This is a genomic window from Vibrio sp. qd031, from assembly GCF_002100145.1.
Classification (GTDB): Bacteria; Pseudomonadota; Gammaproteobacteria; order Enterobacterales; family Vibrionaceae; genus Vibrio.
The window spans coordinates 330,284-344,041 of the sequence record NZ_JXQD01000025.1 but is presented as its reverse complement, the minus strand read 5'-3'; the positions used below and the strand labels follow the sequence as shown (position 1 = coordinate 344,041).

General features: G+C 47.1%; 12 protein-coding genes. 3 read left to right on the top strand and 9 right to left on the bottom strand.

Translation table 11 applies throughout. The annotated features are described in order from the left end of the window. From ST37_RS13545 to fabB, 4 genes are all read right to left on the bottom strand, one after another. The coding region (locus ST37_RS13545) for a FimV/HubP family polar landmark protein (RefSeq protein WP_277922152.1) at positions 1–2,211 on the bottom strand (2,211 nt) is incomplete at its 3' end. A 177-nt stretch (positions 2,212–2,388) separates the two neighbouring features. Further along, positions 2,389–3,402, bottom strand: a complete 1,014-nt coding sequence (locus ST37_RS13540; protein WP_084887249.1) for an aspartate-semialdehyde dehydrogenase — start codon at positions 3,400–3,402, stop codon at positions 2,389–2,391. Continuing rightward, positions 3,399–4,547 carry a 4-phosphoerythronate dehydrogenase gene (locus ST37_RS13535; RefSeq protein WP_084888132.1) on the bottom strand — a complete coding sequence of 383 codons (1,149 nt, stop codon included), beginning with the start codon at positions 4,545–4,547 and terminating at the stop codon, positions 3,399–3,401. The genes ST37_RS13540 and ST37_RS13535 overlap by 4 nt, the downstream gene beginning before the upstream one ends. Positions 4,548–4,739: 192 nt before the next feature. Continuing rightward, complete coding sequence (gene fabB, locus ST37_RS13530; protein WP_084887246.1) at positions 4,740–5,951, bottom strand: beta-ketoacyl-ACP synthase I; 1,212 nt, start codon at positions 5,949–5,951, stop codon at positions 4,740–4,742. A gap of 138 nt (positions 5,952–6,089) precedes the next feature. Here fabB and mnmC point away from each other — a divergent pair, with 138 nt between their 5' ends. Next, on the top strand, positions 6,090–8,084 hold the full coding sequence (gene mnmC, locus ST37_RS13525; RefSeq protein WP_084887244.1) for a bifunctional tRNA (5-methylaminomethyl-2-thiouridine)(34)-methyltransferase MnmD/FAD-dependent 5-carboxymethylaminomethyl-2-thiouridine(34) oxidoreductase MnmC: 1,995 nt from the start codon (positions 6,090–6,092) through the stop codon (positions 8,082–8,084). Between the two features lie 75 nt (positions 8,085–8,159). Here mnmC and ST37_RS13520 read toward each other — a convergent pair whose 3' ends face one another. The 3 genes from ST37_RS13520 to ST37_RS13510 form a co-directional block, all read right to left on the bottom strand. Further along, entirely contained in the window at positions 8,160–8,687 is a 528-nt protein-coding gene (locus ST37_RS13520; RefSeq protein ID WP_084887241.1) for an NADPH-dependent FMN reductase, read from the bottom strand. 134 nt (positions 8,688–8,821) lie between these two features. Next, positions 8,822–9,085 carry a YfcL family protein gene (locus tag ST37_RS13515; RefSeq protein ID WP_084887239.1) on the bottom strand — a complete coding sequence of 88 codons (264 nt, stop codon included), beginning with the start codon at positions 9,083–9,085 and terminating at the stop codon, positions 8,822–8,824. Positions 9,086–9,106: 21 nt separating this feature from the next. Next, positions 9,107–9,670, bottom strand: coding sequence for an elongation factor P hydroxylase (locus ST37_RS13510; protein ID WP_084888130.1), 564 nt, complete (start codon positions 9,668–9,670; stop codon positions 9,107–9,109). Positions 9,671–9,791: 121 nt separating this feature from the next. Here ST37_RS13510 and traF point away from each other — a divergent pair, with 121 nt between their 5' ends. Then, positions 9,792–10,952: a conjugal transfer protein TraF gene (traF, locus tag ST37_RS13505; protein ID WP_084887237.1), complete on the top strand. Its 1,161-nt coding sequence runs from the start codon at positions 9,792–9,794 to the stop codon at positions 10,950–10,952. Positions 10,953–10,957: 5 nt separating this feature from the next. Here the strand turns inward: traF and aroC are convergent, their stop codons facing one another. Together aroC and prmB are read right to left on the bottom strand one after the other, a co-directional pair. Further along, entirely contained in the window at positions 10,958–12,043 is a 1,086-nt protein-coding gene (aroC, locus tag ST37_RS13500; RefSeq protein ID WP_084887235.1) for a chorismate synthase, read from the bottom strand. 148 nt (positions 12,044–12,191) lie between these two features. Then, positions 12,192–13,124 (bottom strand): 50S ribosomal protein L3 N(5)-glutamine methyltransferase, encoded by a 933-nt coding sequence (gene prmB, locus ST37_RS13495; RefSeq protein WP_084887233.1) that lies wholly within the window; start codon positions 13,122–13,124, stop codon positions 12,192–12,194. 57 nt (positions 13,125–13,181) lie between these two features. On the opposite strand from prmB, the gene smrB reads away from it, so the two are divergent. Continuing rightward, complete coding sequence (gene smrB, locus ST37_RS13490; protein ID WP_084887231.1) at positions 13,182–13,706, top strand: endonuclease SmrB; 525 nt, start codon at positions 13,182–13,184, stop codon at positions 13,704–13,706. Positions 13,707–13,758: the final 52 nt, after the last annotated feature.

The following is a 13,758-nucleotide window of genomic DNA, read 5'->3' as shown; positions in this document are numbered from 1 at the left end:
TGGCTCTGGCTCTGGCTCTGGCTCTGGCTCTGGCTCTGGCTCTGGCTCTGGCTCTGGCTCTGGCTCTGGCTCTGGCTCTGGCTCTGGCTCTGGCTCTGGCTCTGGCATCGAAGCTTGTTCTATGATGCTGTCGATGTCTAGTGGCTCATCCTCAACGACTGTCGCCTGTTGAGGTTGATTCGCCTCTAGAAGGGCATCAAGCTCATCATCAAGAACACTCTCTATCTCTGCTTCATCGGACGGAAGTTCGGCGACAGGCTCACTAAACATATCCAGTAAGTCATCAATCTCGTCAACTTCGGATGCGGTGTCATTGCTCTCTTCCGGTCCAGCAATCTCATTCAACAGAGCATCAAGTTCATCCTGAGCTTTAACATTACTGGCGACATTATTATCTGGGCTAAATTCGTCAAGCAACGAGTCCAGCTCTTGCTGCGGGTCGACCACATCGTTATTCGAAGCTGAAACATTCTCATCCGACGGCAGGTCTATGTCGTCACCGGTGGCAAACTCATCAAACAATGAATCAAGTTCATCTTGAGTTTGTGGCTCGGGCGCTTTAACAACAAAATCATCAAGATCGGCAACGTCACTTTGTAGCTCTGGCGCAATCGACTCATCGACACTAAGATCAAACTCGTCTTCCATAGACGCTGGAGACTCTGAGGTTTCAGCAACAGCTTGATCGAACAATGCATCAAAGTCATCTTGACTTTGTGGCTGGTCTGATGGGCTCGACTCGTCTAACTCATCGAAGTCATTGAGCAATTCATCCAACATCGACTGATCGATACCACCGTCTAGCGGTTCATTGTCGAGAGCGCCATCGTCTAAATCTATAGTATCGATGCCAGCTTCCAAACGAGCTTCTTGTTCACTGATAGAGAAAGAATCTAATGCCGCCTCCATCTCTTCGAGCCCAACAGCAGGTTCGCTAGAATTAACGCTAATACCGTTTGCCGAGGCGTCGTCAGTACCATCGTCGAGGTCAAAGTCCCCGTCTTCACCAATGTCTGCAAACGGATCTTCGCCATTTTCATCGGTAAGATCATAGTCAAGGTCGTCGTCACCAAGATCGGCAAATGGGTCGTCTTCAGCGTTAATTGATGAGTCAGAATTTTCGTTTTCAATATCCATGAGCAGCTCATCGTCATCGATGGCCGCGTCATCATCCATGTCTAGGTCTGGAATGTCTTCGTCCATCGACACGATTGGTGTGACAGATTCGGTGGTGTGTTGCTCTTCATCAGCTTGCGGTTTGCTAACCAGTAGGCGAATAATCAAATACAACACCAACAAGCTTGGCAGTAAAACCAAGCCCACGATAAACCAAATATTTGACAATAAACGGTCCATTAACGTGGGTTGGAGGCGTTGCTGCTCTATCAGTTTTGCTTTTTCAGCCGCCAGCTGTTTCTCAACTTCATCACGGATCCTATCTTCATCGCTAAGTTCCGTCTGTAGTTCTTGAACCTGGTTTTGCACGGTCGATAGCATGACTCGCAATTCATGATTTTTTTCTTCTAAGAGCAGCAATTCACTCTCTGATAATTGAAGCTGCTCTTCAAGTTGGTCAACTTTTTCATCATCGACAACAGGTACCAATACTTCAGCATTAGTTTCTGCTGGCGTTACTTCGGAAACACTTGACTCTGAGATAGGTTCTACAGCGGGGACTTCAGCAACAGGAATGACTGTTTGTTGCGCAACCACAGGCTCGATAACCGGCTCTGGCAGCGCAACGTCAGTTGCTGGGACCACAGGTTGTGGACGCTGCGTTGCTCGGTCCAGTTTTGCTTGGTGAATTTGCATCAAGCGCTGAGCTTCGGCTGTCGAATTGGCAGCAATTTGCTCTGCCGAAGGCATGCGCAATCGACTTCCTGGCACCAACTGGTGAATATTTTGCTCTTCAAACGCGCGTGGGTTTAATCGATATATCGCTAATAAAGTCTGTTGAACACTAAATTGGGCACTGGGTCTTTGGGCACTCGCAATACTCCACAGCGTTTCGGTTTGGCCTGTAGGGCCATAAAATGCGGACGAACTGGTGGATTCTTGTACTGGAGCGGCATAGACAATATCTGGTCTAGGTGGTTGCGGGGCAGCACCATCTGGCCCTACCAATCGTATGGTTTCTGCGTGTAGGCCAGTGGAAGCAATCGCTGCTACCGCTATACCTAGTAATAATTTTGTTCTTGAGAAGAATCGCATATATGAAAGCTGCTAAAACGAACCTAGTTATAATCTGTCAAATATATCGGAAACAAACAGCAAAACTGTAGTGCCATACGATAAAAATGTGTTGCTGCGCTAGGAATGAGTGATTAAAAGAAAATTATTGATGACCAAATGGTCGAGCGGTGCCGCAATGGGCACCGCTGAAGTAGTTTAAAAGTAATCGCGAATTAACACTTCGGCGATTTGCACGGCATTAGTCGCAGCGCCTTTGCGGACGTTATCGGCCACAACCCACAAATTGAGTCCACTGTGGTGACTAATATCATTTCGGATACGTCCTACATACACCGTATCACTACCACCTGCGTCATTGACGGGCGTTGGGTAATCCTCTCCTTGAAAAACTTCAACACCCTCAGTCTGATCCAGTAATTGAGCCGCATAATCTGCATCGATTGGCGCTTGCGTTTCAATATGCAGCGCTTCTGCGTGGCCATAGAAAACTGGCACGCGTACACAAGTAGGATTTACTGTGATTGAAGGGTCATTGAAAATCTTCTGAGTTTCCCACACCATTTTCATCTCTTCCTTGGTGTAGCCATTGTCCATAAACTGATCAATTTGTGGGATCACGTTGAAAGCAATTTGTTTACTGAATGCACTCGACTCCGCTGGTCGCCCATTGAGCAGCGCCGCTGTTTGGCCGGCAAGTTCATCAATACCCGATTTACCTGCGCCTGATACCGATTGATAGGTGGTTACGTTAATACGTTCAATACCAACCGCATCGTGAATAGGCTTAAGTGCCATCAACATCTGAATGGTTGAGCAGTTTGGATTGGCAATGATGTTTCGATTTCGAAACTCCGCTACCGCCTCTGGGTTGACTTCAGGTATCACTAGAGGAACATCGTAGTCGTAACGGAACTGGGAGGTATTATCGATTACCACTACCCCTTCGTCTGCAGCCACTGGCGCCCAACGCTCTGACAACTCACCGCCGGCAGAAAAGAGCGCGATATGCACTTGAGACCAATCGAAGTTTTCGACGTTTTCAACTTTAATGCTTTTGCCCTTAAAACGAGATATTTTCCCTTCACTGCGTTCACTGGCCAACAAATATAAGTTGTCGATAGGAAATTCTCTTTCCTGTAGTACTTCCAACATGGTTTCGCCTACGGCGCCTGTCGCCCCAAAAATTGCAACGTTAAATTGTTGGCTCATTGTGTAACCTCTAGTTTAAAACCAAGCGCGCTCAGTGCCGCTTTAGCATGTTTTGTCTGTGTATTGCTTGTATCAAGCTCAATGGTCACCGCACTGTATTCGCGGCGATCCCAGTAATTCTTACGCATCGCATCAAACGCCCCTTCTGGACCGATTTGGCGACGGAAAATAACGTCATCTCGACGTACGTCATAGATCATCTGAATAATTGAATGCAATGTAGATTCGGTTAACTCTGAGCTTAGTCGCATTTGAGATATCGGAGCGGTTGGCAGCAAGTCTGCATAGTCTGCACGCTCTTCACGCGCCAAAAACTCAGTAAATGAATTAAAAATCATTGTGGTGCCACGTGCTTTACCTTCTAAACCATAACCGGCGACATGCGGCGTTGCAAAACGAAGCAAGGGTAACAGGTCTAAATCAACTTGAGGTTCAAACTCAAATACATCGAGCACGGCGCAAAAACCATCATTGCGTTGCAGTCTTTGCTTTAAGGCTTGATTGTCGACAATAGGTCCACGGGCCGCGTTGATTAGGATCTGGTCGCCACGCAACGCGTCTAGCCGGTCTCGATTTAGCAAATGATAAGTAGGATGCTCACCATCACGGGTAATCGGTGTGTGTAGGGTGATCACGTCAGATTGCTGCAGTAACGAATCCAAAGCTGTAAACGATCGTGTATCGCCTTGTTGCTCTAGTGGCGGATCGCTCAACAACACTTTAATGCCTAAGCCTTGGAGGCATTTTGCTAAGTAACTGCCAACCTGACCTAAACCGATAATACCCACAGTTTTATCAAAAATAGAACTGCCCTGCTCCTGCGTTAGCACCATCAAGCACGACAACACGTACTCGGCAACACCGACTTTATTACAGCCCGGTGCAGCGGTGAAATGGATCCCTTTTTCTGCCAGTAGCGCTTCATCGACATGGTCTTTACCTGCCGTTGCCGTACCCACAAATTTGAGTTTGTTGGCATGACGCAATAACTCTTGATTCACCTTGGTTACAGAGCGGATCATCAACCCATCAACATCGATGAGATCGTCGGCGGTGATGGTTCGTCCAGGGAGGGCTATCACTTCCCCTAATTGAGAAAACAGCGCTTGTGCATAGGGCATGTTTTCGTCAATAACAATTCGCATACTATCTCTCTTGAATAAAAGGCCAAGTGCCATTTGAGGCATATTCTACCTATTGTTACAGTAAATTCTATACCCGTTCGTAAAGCCGTTGAATTTACCTCTGTTTCCTAGAAATTCAGACACCACCCAATTTTCGACAAACACAAAAAAGCCCAGCATAAGCTGGGCTTTCAAAATAACCGAGGCTATTTACTAAGCAGTAAACTTCTTAATCACTAGCGTGGCGTTAGTGCCACCAAAACCGAAGCTGTTAGACATAACGGTATTAAGCTCTTGCTCACGGGTCTCGGTAACAATATCGAGCCCTTCTGCAGCGTCATCTAAGTTGTTTACATTAATGCTTGGTGCAACAAACCCGTGATTCAGCATCAAGGTTGAATAGATCGCTTCATGCACACCTGCCGCACCTAGTGCGTGACCCGTCATCGCTTTGGTTGCAGAAATTGCAGGGCTGTTGTCGCCAAACACTTCTTGAATAGCGCCAAGTTCTTTAACATCGCCTACAGGTGTTGATGTGCCGTGGGTGTTGACGTAATCCACGCCATCCACGTTTTGCATGGCCATCTTCATACAACGGATCGCGCCTTCGCCCGATGGTGCTACCATATCGTAGCCATCTGATGTAGCACCGTAACCTACAATTTCACCGTAGATTTTCGCGCCACGCGCCAAGGCATGCTCAAGTTCTTCAATGACTAACATGCCGCCGCCGCCAGAAATAACAAAACCATCACGATCAGCATCGTAGGTACGTGACGCTTGATCTGGCGTGTCATTATATTTTGTAGACAATGCCCCCATTGCATCAAACATCATAGTCAGTGACCAGTCGAGCTCTTCACCACCACCAGCAAAAACAACGTCTTGCTTGCCAAGCTGGATTAGCTCCATGGCGTGACCAATACAGTGCGCAGACGTTGCACATGCCGAACTCATAGAGTAGTTCACGCCACGAATTTTGAACGGCGTAGCCAAACACGCAGATACGGTTGACGCCATAGTACGTGGCACCATGTAAGGACCTACACGTTTCACGCCTTTTTCACGCAAGATATCGACGGCATTCACTTGGTTGAGCGATGATGCTCCACCAGAGCCAGCGACAATACCGGTGCGGTCGTTAGACACTTGATCGTCCGTTAGACCTGAATCGGCAATAGCTTGCTCCATAGACAAATAAGCGTACGCTGCCGCATCGCCCATGAAACGCATTTTTTTACGATCGATATGCTCGGCAGGATTGATTTTAAGATCGCCCCAAACCTGTGAACGGAGACCTTTCTCTTTAAATTGTTCAGACGCGTTTATGCCTGACTTACCCGCTTTAAGAGACTGCAGAACTTCCTCAGCGTTGTTACCAATACTAGAGACAATCCCCATGCCAGTGATGACGACTCGTTTCATTTCCTATTCCTATTCGTTTAATATGCGACAGATAATACCTAAAGAGGGTAGCTTAACTGGTCAGCTTTCAGCTAAACCTTTACTTGGTCTATCCACTTGGGTCACACTTTTATTCTATTTGCCTTCCATTGAGCCATTATGACACAGATAAAAAATGCCAAACTTGAGTGGAATGACGCGGGAACACCCGTCTCTGAACAGTTTGATGATGTCTATTTTTCAAACGTTAACGGCCTAAATGAAAGCCGCTATGTGTTTATCGAGCAAAATCAATTACCTCAACGCTTATTTACCCACAACCGAGACCAGTTTGTTGTTGCAGAAACGGGATTTGGTACCGGGCTAAACTTTTTGGCGCTTTGGGAGGTGTATGAACAAGCACTACAAGAATCCGACCTACCGAGGCTGCACTTTATTAGCTTTGAGAAGTTCCCTGTGACGCAACAGGATCTAGTCAAAGCTCATCAACGCTGGCCCGAGCTTGCGCACTGTGCTAAGCAGCTGCAGCAGCAATACCCTCTCGCAACAGCAGGTTGCCATCGTTTATCGTTTTTAGAGGGTCGCCTCACCCTAGATTTATGGTTTGGTGATATTAAGACCACTTTGCCTAACGTCCCTTGCCCTGCCGAAGGGTTGGTTGATGCTTGGTTTTTAGACGGTTTCGCTCCGAGTAAAAATCCCGACATGTGGTCTCAAGACCTTTTTACCGGCATGGTCAATTTAGGGCACTCTGGCTGTACTGTTGCGACGTTCACTGCAGCAGGATTTGTACGCCGGGGGCTCATCGAAGCAGGCTTTGAGATGCGCAAGGGCAAGGGTTTCGGGACGAAACGAGACATGTTAATAGGCAGCCTGGCGCACAGTAATGATCACGCTACGATAACCACCGACTTGCCAAGAGATGGCATGCAACACAGCGACAGCTCTAATGAGTCCGATGAGGTCGCTATTATTGGTGGTGGCATTGCCAGCGTGGTGTTAGCCCAAGCTCTGCTTAAGCGCGGAAAACGAGTAACACTGTATTGCAAAGACGAACAGTTGGCCCAAGGCGCCTCAAAAAACTTGCAAGGGGCGTTGTACCCTTTACTGAGCGCAACTCAGCCACTGATTCACCAACTGTTCTGCAGTGCTTATCAATACGCCCTTAATTTCTACAAACAGTCGGCAGAAAAGGTAGAGTTTGATCATAATTGGTGTGGGGTGGTTCAACTGCTATGGAATGAAAAACAGGCCACTAAGCTGGGTAAAATCCGCTCGCTTTCTCTGCCGACAGAATTGGTCACGTTTCTAGGCGCAGAACAAACCAACCAGGTGACTGGTTTAACCATCGATAAAGAGTCACTGTTATACACCCACGGTGGGTGGCTTGCACCGCAACAGTTAGTTCAGGGACTGGCCAAATACCTAAGTGACACACAAGCCTTGAGCGTAAAGACAAACAGTGAGGTCGTGGATCTCAATCAAGCCCAGCACTGGCAACTCACACTGGCCAACGGTGAAACACGAGATCATCATTGTGTTGTCATAGCAAACGGCCATCTGTTTGATCAGTTATTACCGACCAAGAACTTGCCGCTAACGAAAGTAAAAGGCCAAGTGAGCAATTGCCCGACCACACCAACTTTGAGTCAACTCAACACTGTTTTATGCTACGACGGCTACATGACACCAAAGAGTGATTTGGACCAACATCATCGAATTGGTGCCTCTTACGATCGAGGAAAGATAGATGAAGACTTTAATCAAGCGGCGCAGCTACACAACAAAGTAAAATTGCAAACCAGTCTTCCCGATGCCGAGTGGATATCGGACGTTGACGTCAGTGGAAATCTGGCTAAACAGGGAATTCGTTGTGTCAGTCGAGATCATTTGCCCTTTATTGGCGGAGTGAGCGATTTAGAGTTGCAGAAACAGCGCGCCGTCGATCCGTCAGCAGCGACACCGCATTATCAAAACTTATACGCGTTATTAGGATTGGGCTCTCGAGGGCTAACGACTGCACCTCTTCTCGCTGAAGTATTAGCAGCGCAAATGTGTCACGAGCCATTGCCATTGAGTGTCGAGTTGCTAGAAGCTATCGACCCGAGCCGTATGTGGGTGAGAAAAATCCGTAAAGGGAAGTCGATCGTATAACCACAAATAGATGCGACGTAAAAAAGCACGGCGGGAACAGCCGTGCTTGATGGTGTTTATTATCGCTTATTTGACTTAGTTGCTGAGCGTCGAGGCGAGTGTTTTTAACTGCTGCTCTAAATCTGCTTCAATTGGCGCACCAGATTGCACGTCAAAGGTGTCATAGAAACTCGGAACCGAGTGCGAGCCTTTGAGGTCGGCGCCAAAGTATCCCGCAGACGCGACAGCCGCAGCCAGTACGTTTTTTGCGCCACCTGGGCCTGGTGAGGTTGCTAAGAACAGCGCAGGTTTATTACCAAATACGTTGCGTTCTATGCGTGACGTCCAGTCAAACAGGTTCTTGTAGGCTGCCGTGTAACTGCCATTATGCTCAGCAAAGGCGACCACGATGGCATCGGCTTGTTGCAGCTTGTCCAAGAACGCTTTTGCTCCTTCAGCTTGACCGATTTTCTTTTCCACGTCCTCACTGTACATTGGGACATCAAAGTCATTAAGATCAAGCACTTCTACTGTCGCATCAGGTATCTGAGCCGCAGTGTAGTGAGCAAGCATTTTATTGATTGAATTTGAGCTGTTTGAAGCTCCAAAAGCGACAACATTCATAACCGTTCCTTTTCGACAAATTTGATATCTGGTTGATGTCATCAACTATAGCCATACTTGGTTGCTAACATCAGAGAATAAAGTGCAACAAGATGTTCAAATTTGTTGAATAAGGAAACAGGTGTTGTTCGAAATTACAGTTGCTCGACGAGGTCATTCCATAAATCGTCAACAATCACTCTATCTGCCGGTGTCAATTCAGAACGTGCTGCATTAAGGCTTGCAGCAACTTTGTTTTTGAGCTCATCCACCGAATCGACGCCCTGCTCTTCACATTCACTCACCGCTAATGAGATATGGCCGCGCAAGTAGCCCCCAGCAAACAATTCGTCGTCCGAGGCATTGTCGACACGCTGGTCAATCTGGTTCAGTAGTTGTTCTTCAAAATCTAAAATCATGTAACGGGGGTCCTAAATAGTTTAACTGATTGAAAAGTCAGTAGGAGACAGTGGTGAGATACCATAGAAATTGCGCAGCGCCTCTGATAACATCGCGACGCGCTCGGGTAGCCCTTCAGACAGTATGGATAATACTTCTTGCTGTACTTTAGCGGTAAAAGCCAATCTATCGGGTTCAAACTCACCATGTAAATTGTCACAGCTCACTCGAAATTGGAAGCCTGCACTGGCAGAAAGAATCCATTCGTAGGCTTGAGGGCGGATTTCGACCTGCTCAAACTCGGCCTGCTTTTTGGCACAGCGGCCATCGGGTTCATACCAATAGCCGTAATCTTCCAGTAGACGTCGTTGTGGTCCAGCCACACACCAGTGTGCGATTTCATGAAGAGCAGAAGCATAATAACCGCGCGCAAAAATGATCCGATGATGAGCGCAATGCTTATCGGCTGGCAAGTAAATAGGTTCGTCACCTCCCAACTCCAAGCGAGTGGCATAAGAATGACAAAAAGTGGTATTAAAAATGTTAATAATATCGTTGATAGAATGCACGATGAAAACGCTACGCCTCAGGAAACTGCGCTGCATAGTGTTAAGCATTTACTAGAACGAATCAACACTTTGCAACACTCTTGTACTTGCCCGCACCAATTCTACCTGTAGGCTGTTGTAATCTATAACAATAATTTCATTCAATGGAACTTGAACTATGAAACGTAACATTCAGTTGACCGCCCTTGCAGTGGCGCTATTTTCAGCATCGGCAACTGCCGCGCTTGATGCACGCTCTTTCGCGATGGGCGGAACCGGCGTATCAAACGCAAACTTTCTTACCAGCAGTTTTCACAACCCCGCGTTAGCCGCGCGTTACTCAGACAGTGATGACTTTGGTATGATATTGCCTACCGTTAACGTGCGTGCGCACGACGGTGGTGATCTCGTCACAAGTATCGATAACTTTTCTGACGCGTTTGACCGTTGGGAAGATAGTGGTGACGAACAAGCAAGACAAGAGTGGATCGACGCACTTTCGGCAATGGACGGTGAAGTCGTCAATGCTGACGTAAGTACAGGTATGGTGATTGCCATCCCTAACCGTTACTTGAGCGCAAACTTATTTGCGATGGTCAACGCCACTGTATTTGCAGCGCCAAGTGTTGCCGATAGCGATTTCAACATTACCGACCCAGACGAAGAGCTAAAATCAAGCGTGCTAGGTTTAGGCGCAGGAACGGTCGACATCGGTCTTACTTTAGCACGAGAGCTTCAAGTAGACGCCCTGCCCGGCCGTTTATACTTAGGTGTTTCACCTAAGTTCCAGCAGTTACTTGCTTTGGGTTACAGCGCCTCAGCCGAAGATGCGGACGATGACGATTTTGACTTCGATGACTCAAACACCAGCACAGGATTTAACTTAGACATTGGTTTGGCGTACGACGTCAACGATAAGATCCAACTGGGTTTTAGTGCTAAAAACCTGATCGAAAACGCTTTGGAAACCAACAGCTACACTGGCGTTAATGGCAGCCCAACTAACGCAACCTACGTTGTGGGGCCAGAGTACGTAATTGGTGCGTCCTATCAAACGAAACTGTTTGCTGTTTCAGCTGACTTTGATATTAACGAGAAAAAATACTTCGAAGAGATAGACTACGCAACACAATTTGCACGTGTCGGTGCAGAATTTGACGCATGGTCTTGGGCACAGATTCGCGCAGGTTACTCTATGTCTTTAAATGATCACTCTGAAGACATGGTTACTGCTGGTCTAGGCCTTAAGCTGTTTGGTACAGCAGGTATAGACCTATCAGCGGGCTATGGAAGCGACAACAACTATGGCGTTGCCGCTCAGTTCATTATGCAACTGTAATTGTATTAAATGGCTGGAGTCTCGGTGGTGACACCGTGATTCTGGCCACGATGACGCAGCAGATGGTCCAGCAGGACGATGGCAAGCATTGCTTCTGCAATCGGGACCGCGCGAATACCCACACAAGGATCGTGGCGACCCTTAGTGATCAGCTGCGTCGATTCACCTTGTCTGGTAATGGTTTCACCAGGAACCGTAATGCTCGACGTTGGCTTAAGTGCAATACTGGCCACAATATCTTGTCCTGTAGAAATACCGCCTAAAATACCGCCCGCATGGTTTGACTTAAACCCATTTGGCGTTAGCTCGTCACGGTGCTGACTGCCCTTTTGCTGTGCCACATCAAAGCCGTCACCAATTTCAACACCTTTTACAGCATTGATGCTCATCAGTGCGTGCGCAATATCCGCATCCAGTCGATCAAAAATCGGCTCGCCCAACCCCACAGGTACTTGCGTGGCAACAACCGTAAGCTTGGCACCAATAGAATCACCTTGCTTTTTAAGATCGCGGATAAGCTGGTCAAACTGGTCAACTTTGTCGACATCAGGACAGAAAAACGGGTTATTTTCTATCTCGTTCCAATCGACTTTATCGATCGATACGTCACCCATTTGTGACAGGTATGCGCGAACTTCCACCCCAAACTCTTGTTTAAGATACTTTTTCGCCACAGCACCTGCAGCCACCCGCATCGCAGTTTCACGAGCTGACGAACGACCACCGCCACGGTAGTCTCGAACACCATACTTTTGGTGATAGGTATAATCCGCGTGACCTGGACGGAACTTGTCTTTAATTTCTGAATAATCTTTAGAGCGCTGATCGGTGTTTTCAATCAACAAACCGATAGACGTACCCGTTGTTTGACCTTCAAATACACCAGATAAGATTTTCACTTGATCCGGCTCTCTACGTTGGGTGGTATAGCGAGAGGTACCAGGACGACGACGATCAAGATCACCTTGTAAATCTGCTTCTGAAAGCTCAAGGCCAGGAGGACATCCATCCACGATACAGCCTAAAGCCAGCCCGTGACTCTCTCCAAAAGTGGTCACTCTAAAGTGTTGCCCAATACTGTTTCCTGCCATTACTTCCTCTTGTTAGTGCTGTTTTTTCCTATCCCCCATAGTCGCTTGTCATTTCTGGCTTGTAAAGCGTTGATTGACTCAATGAAATACAAAAAACGCCAGCCCAAAGGCTGACGTTTCACTGTATTTATACCGCTACAAAGGAATATCAGTCGATATACAGAGCAAATTCATCGGCATGCTCTATCAACTGCTGTTTGGTCAGCATAAACACACCGTGGCCGCCATTTTCAAATTCAATCCAAGTGAATGGGATCTGTGGGTATTGCTCCATCATGTGTACCATAGAGTTGCCCACCTCACAGATTAATATCCCTTGGTCTGTTAAGTAGTTTGGCGCATTGGCTAAGATTCGGCGAACTAATTTAAGACCGTCACTGCCTGCGGCGAGGCCGAGCTCTGGCTCATGCTTAAACTCTTCAGGTAATGTACCCATGTCTTCTTCATCGACATAAGGTGGGTTAGTCACAATCAGGTCATAGTGATCTTTCGGGATGTCACGCAATAGATCAGAGCGAATTGGGAATACTTGTTGCTCTAAACCATGATCTTGAATGTTTTGCTCGGCCACCGCTAACGCATCTATAGAAATGTCTACCGCATCGACTTCGGCGTTAGGGAACGCATACGCACAAGCAATAGCAATACAACCACTACCAGTACACAGATCCATAACGCGAGTAGGTTCAACGGTTAGCCATGGCTGAAATTGATTTTCTATCAGCTCACCAATGGGTGAACGCGGCACCAGTACGCGTTCATCGACGTAAAACTCTAAGCCACAAAACCACGCTTTATTGGTCAAATAAGATGTTGGTACACGCTCATTAATACGGCGGATCACTTTTTCCACAATACGATGACGCTCGCTTGAAGTAAGACGAGAATCAAGGACATGCGCGGGCACATCAATAGGAAGATAAATAGAAGGAAGGATCAGTTGTACTGCTTCATCCCAAGAATTATCGGTTCCGTGACCATAAAAAAGGCCAGCTGCATTGAAACGGCTTACCGTCCAGCGAATCATGTCTTGTAGGGTACGTAATTCGCCTACGACTTCATCGACAAAAATCTTATCCAAAATGAACTCCAAAAAGGGTTACAATAGCACCTATATTGTCATCGATTTAATTACCCTATGTCTAATCAAGATTTTGAAGACGAGTGGGCACTGTTTCGTGACGAAGTAAAAGGCGTCAAAAAGTTTCAACAGGATACCATACTTCCGACCACTGGCAGAGGCCAAAAACAGAAGCAACTGCTCAAGACCGACCGCGAAGCCAAAGACAATGAATTTTTCTTTTCAGACGAATTCGTTCCTCACCTTAGCGAAGACGGTCCAACACGTTATGCCCGCAGTGATGTATCTAAATACGAAGTAAAACGACTGCGTCGTGGGGTGTATGTGCCCGACGTATATTTGGATATGCACGGCATGACTCAACAAGAAGCGAAGCGAGAACTGGGCGCGATGATCGCACACTGTCTGTCAGAAAGTGTCTCGTGTGCCTGTGTGATGCACGGGATTGGAAAGCATATCCTAAAACAGAAAGTACCTTTGTGGCTAGCGCAACATCCCGACGTAATGGCTTACCATCAAGCACCGCTAGAGTTTGGCGGTGATGGCGCGCTTCTGGTTTTGCTGTCTATTCCAGAGAAGTAGCGCTTCATAGAAATTGCAACCCATTGAAATTTAAAACCATAGCAACAATTAA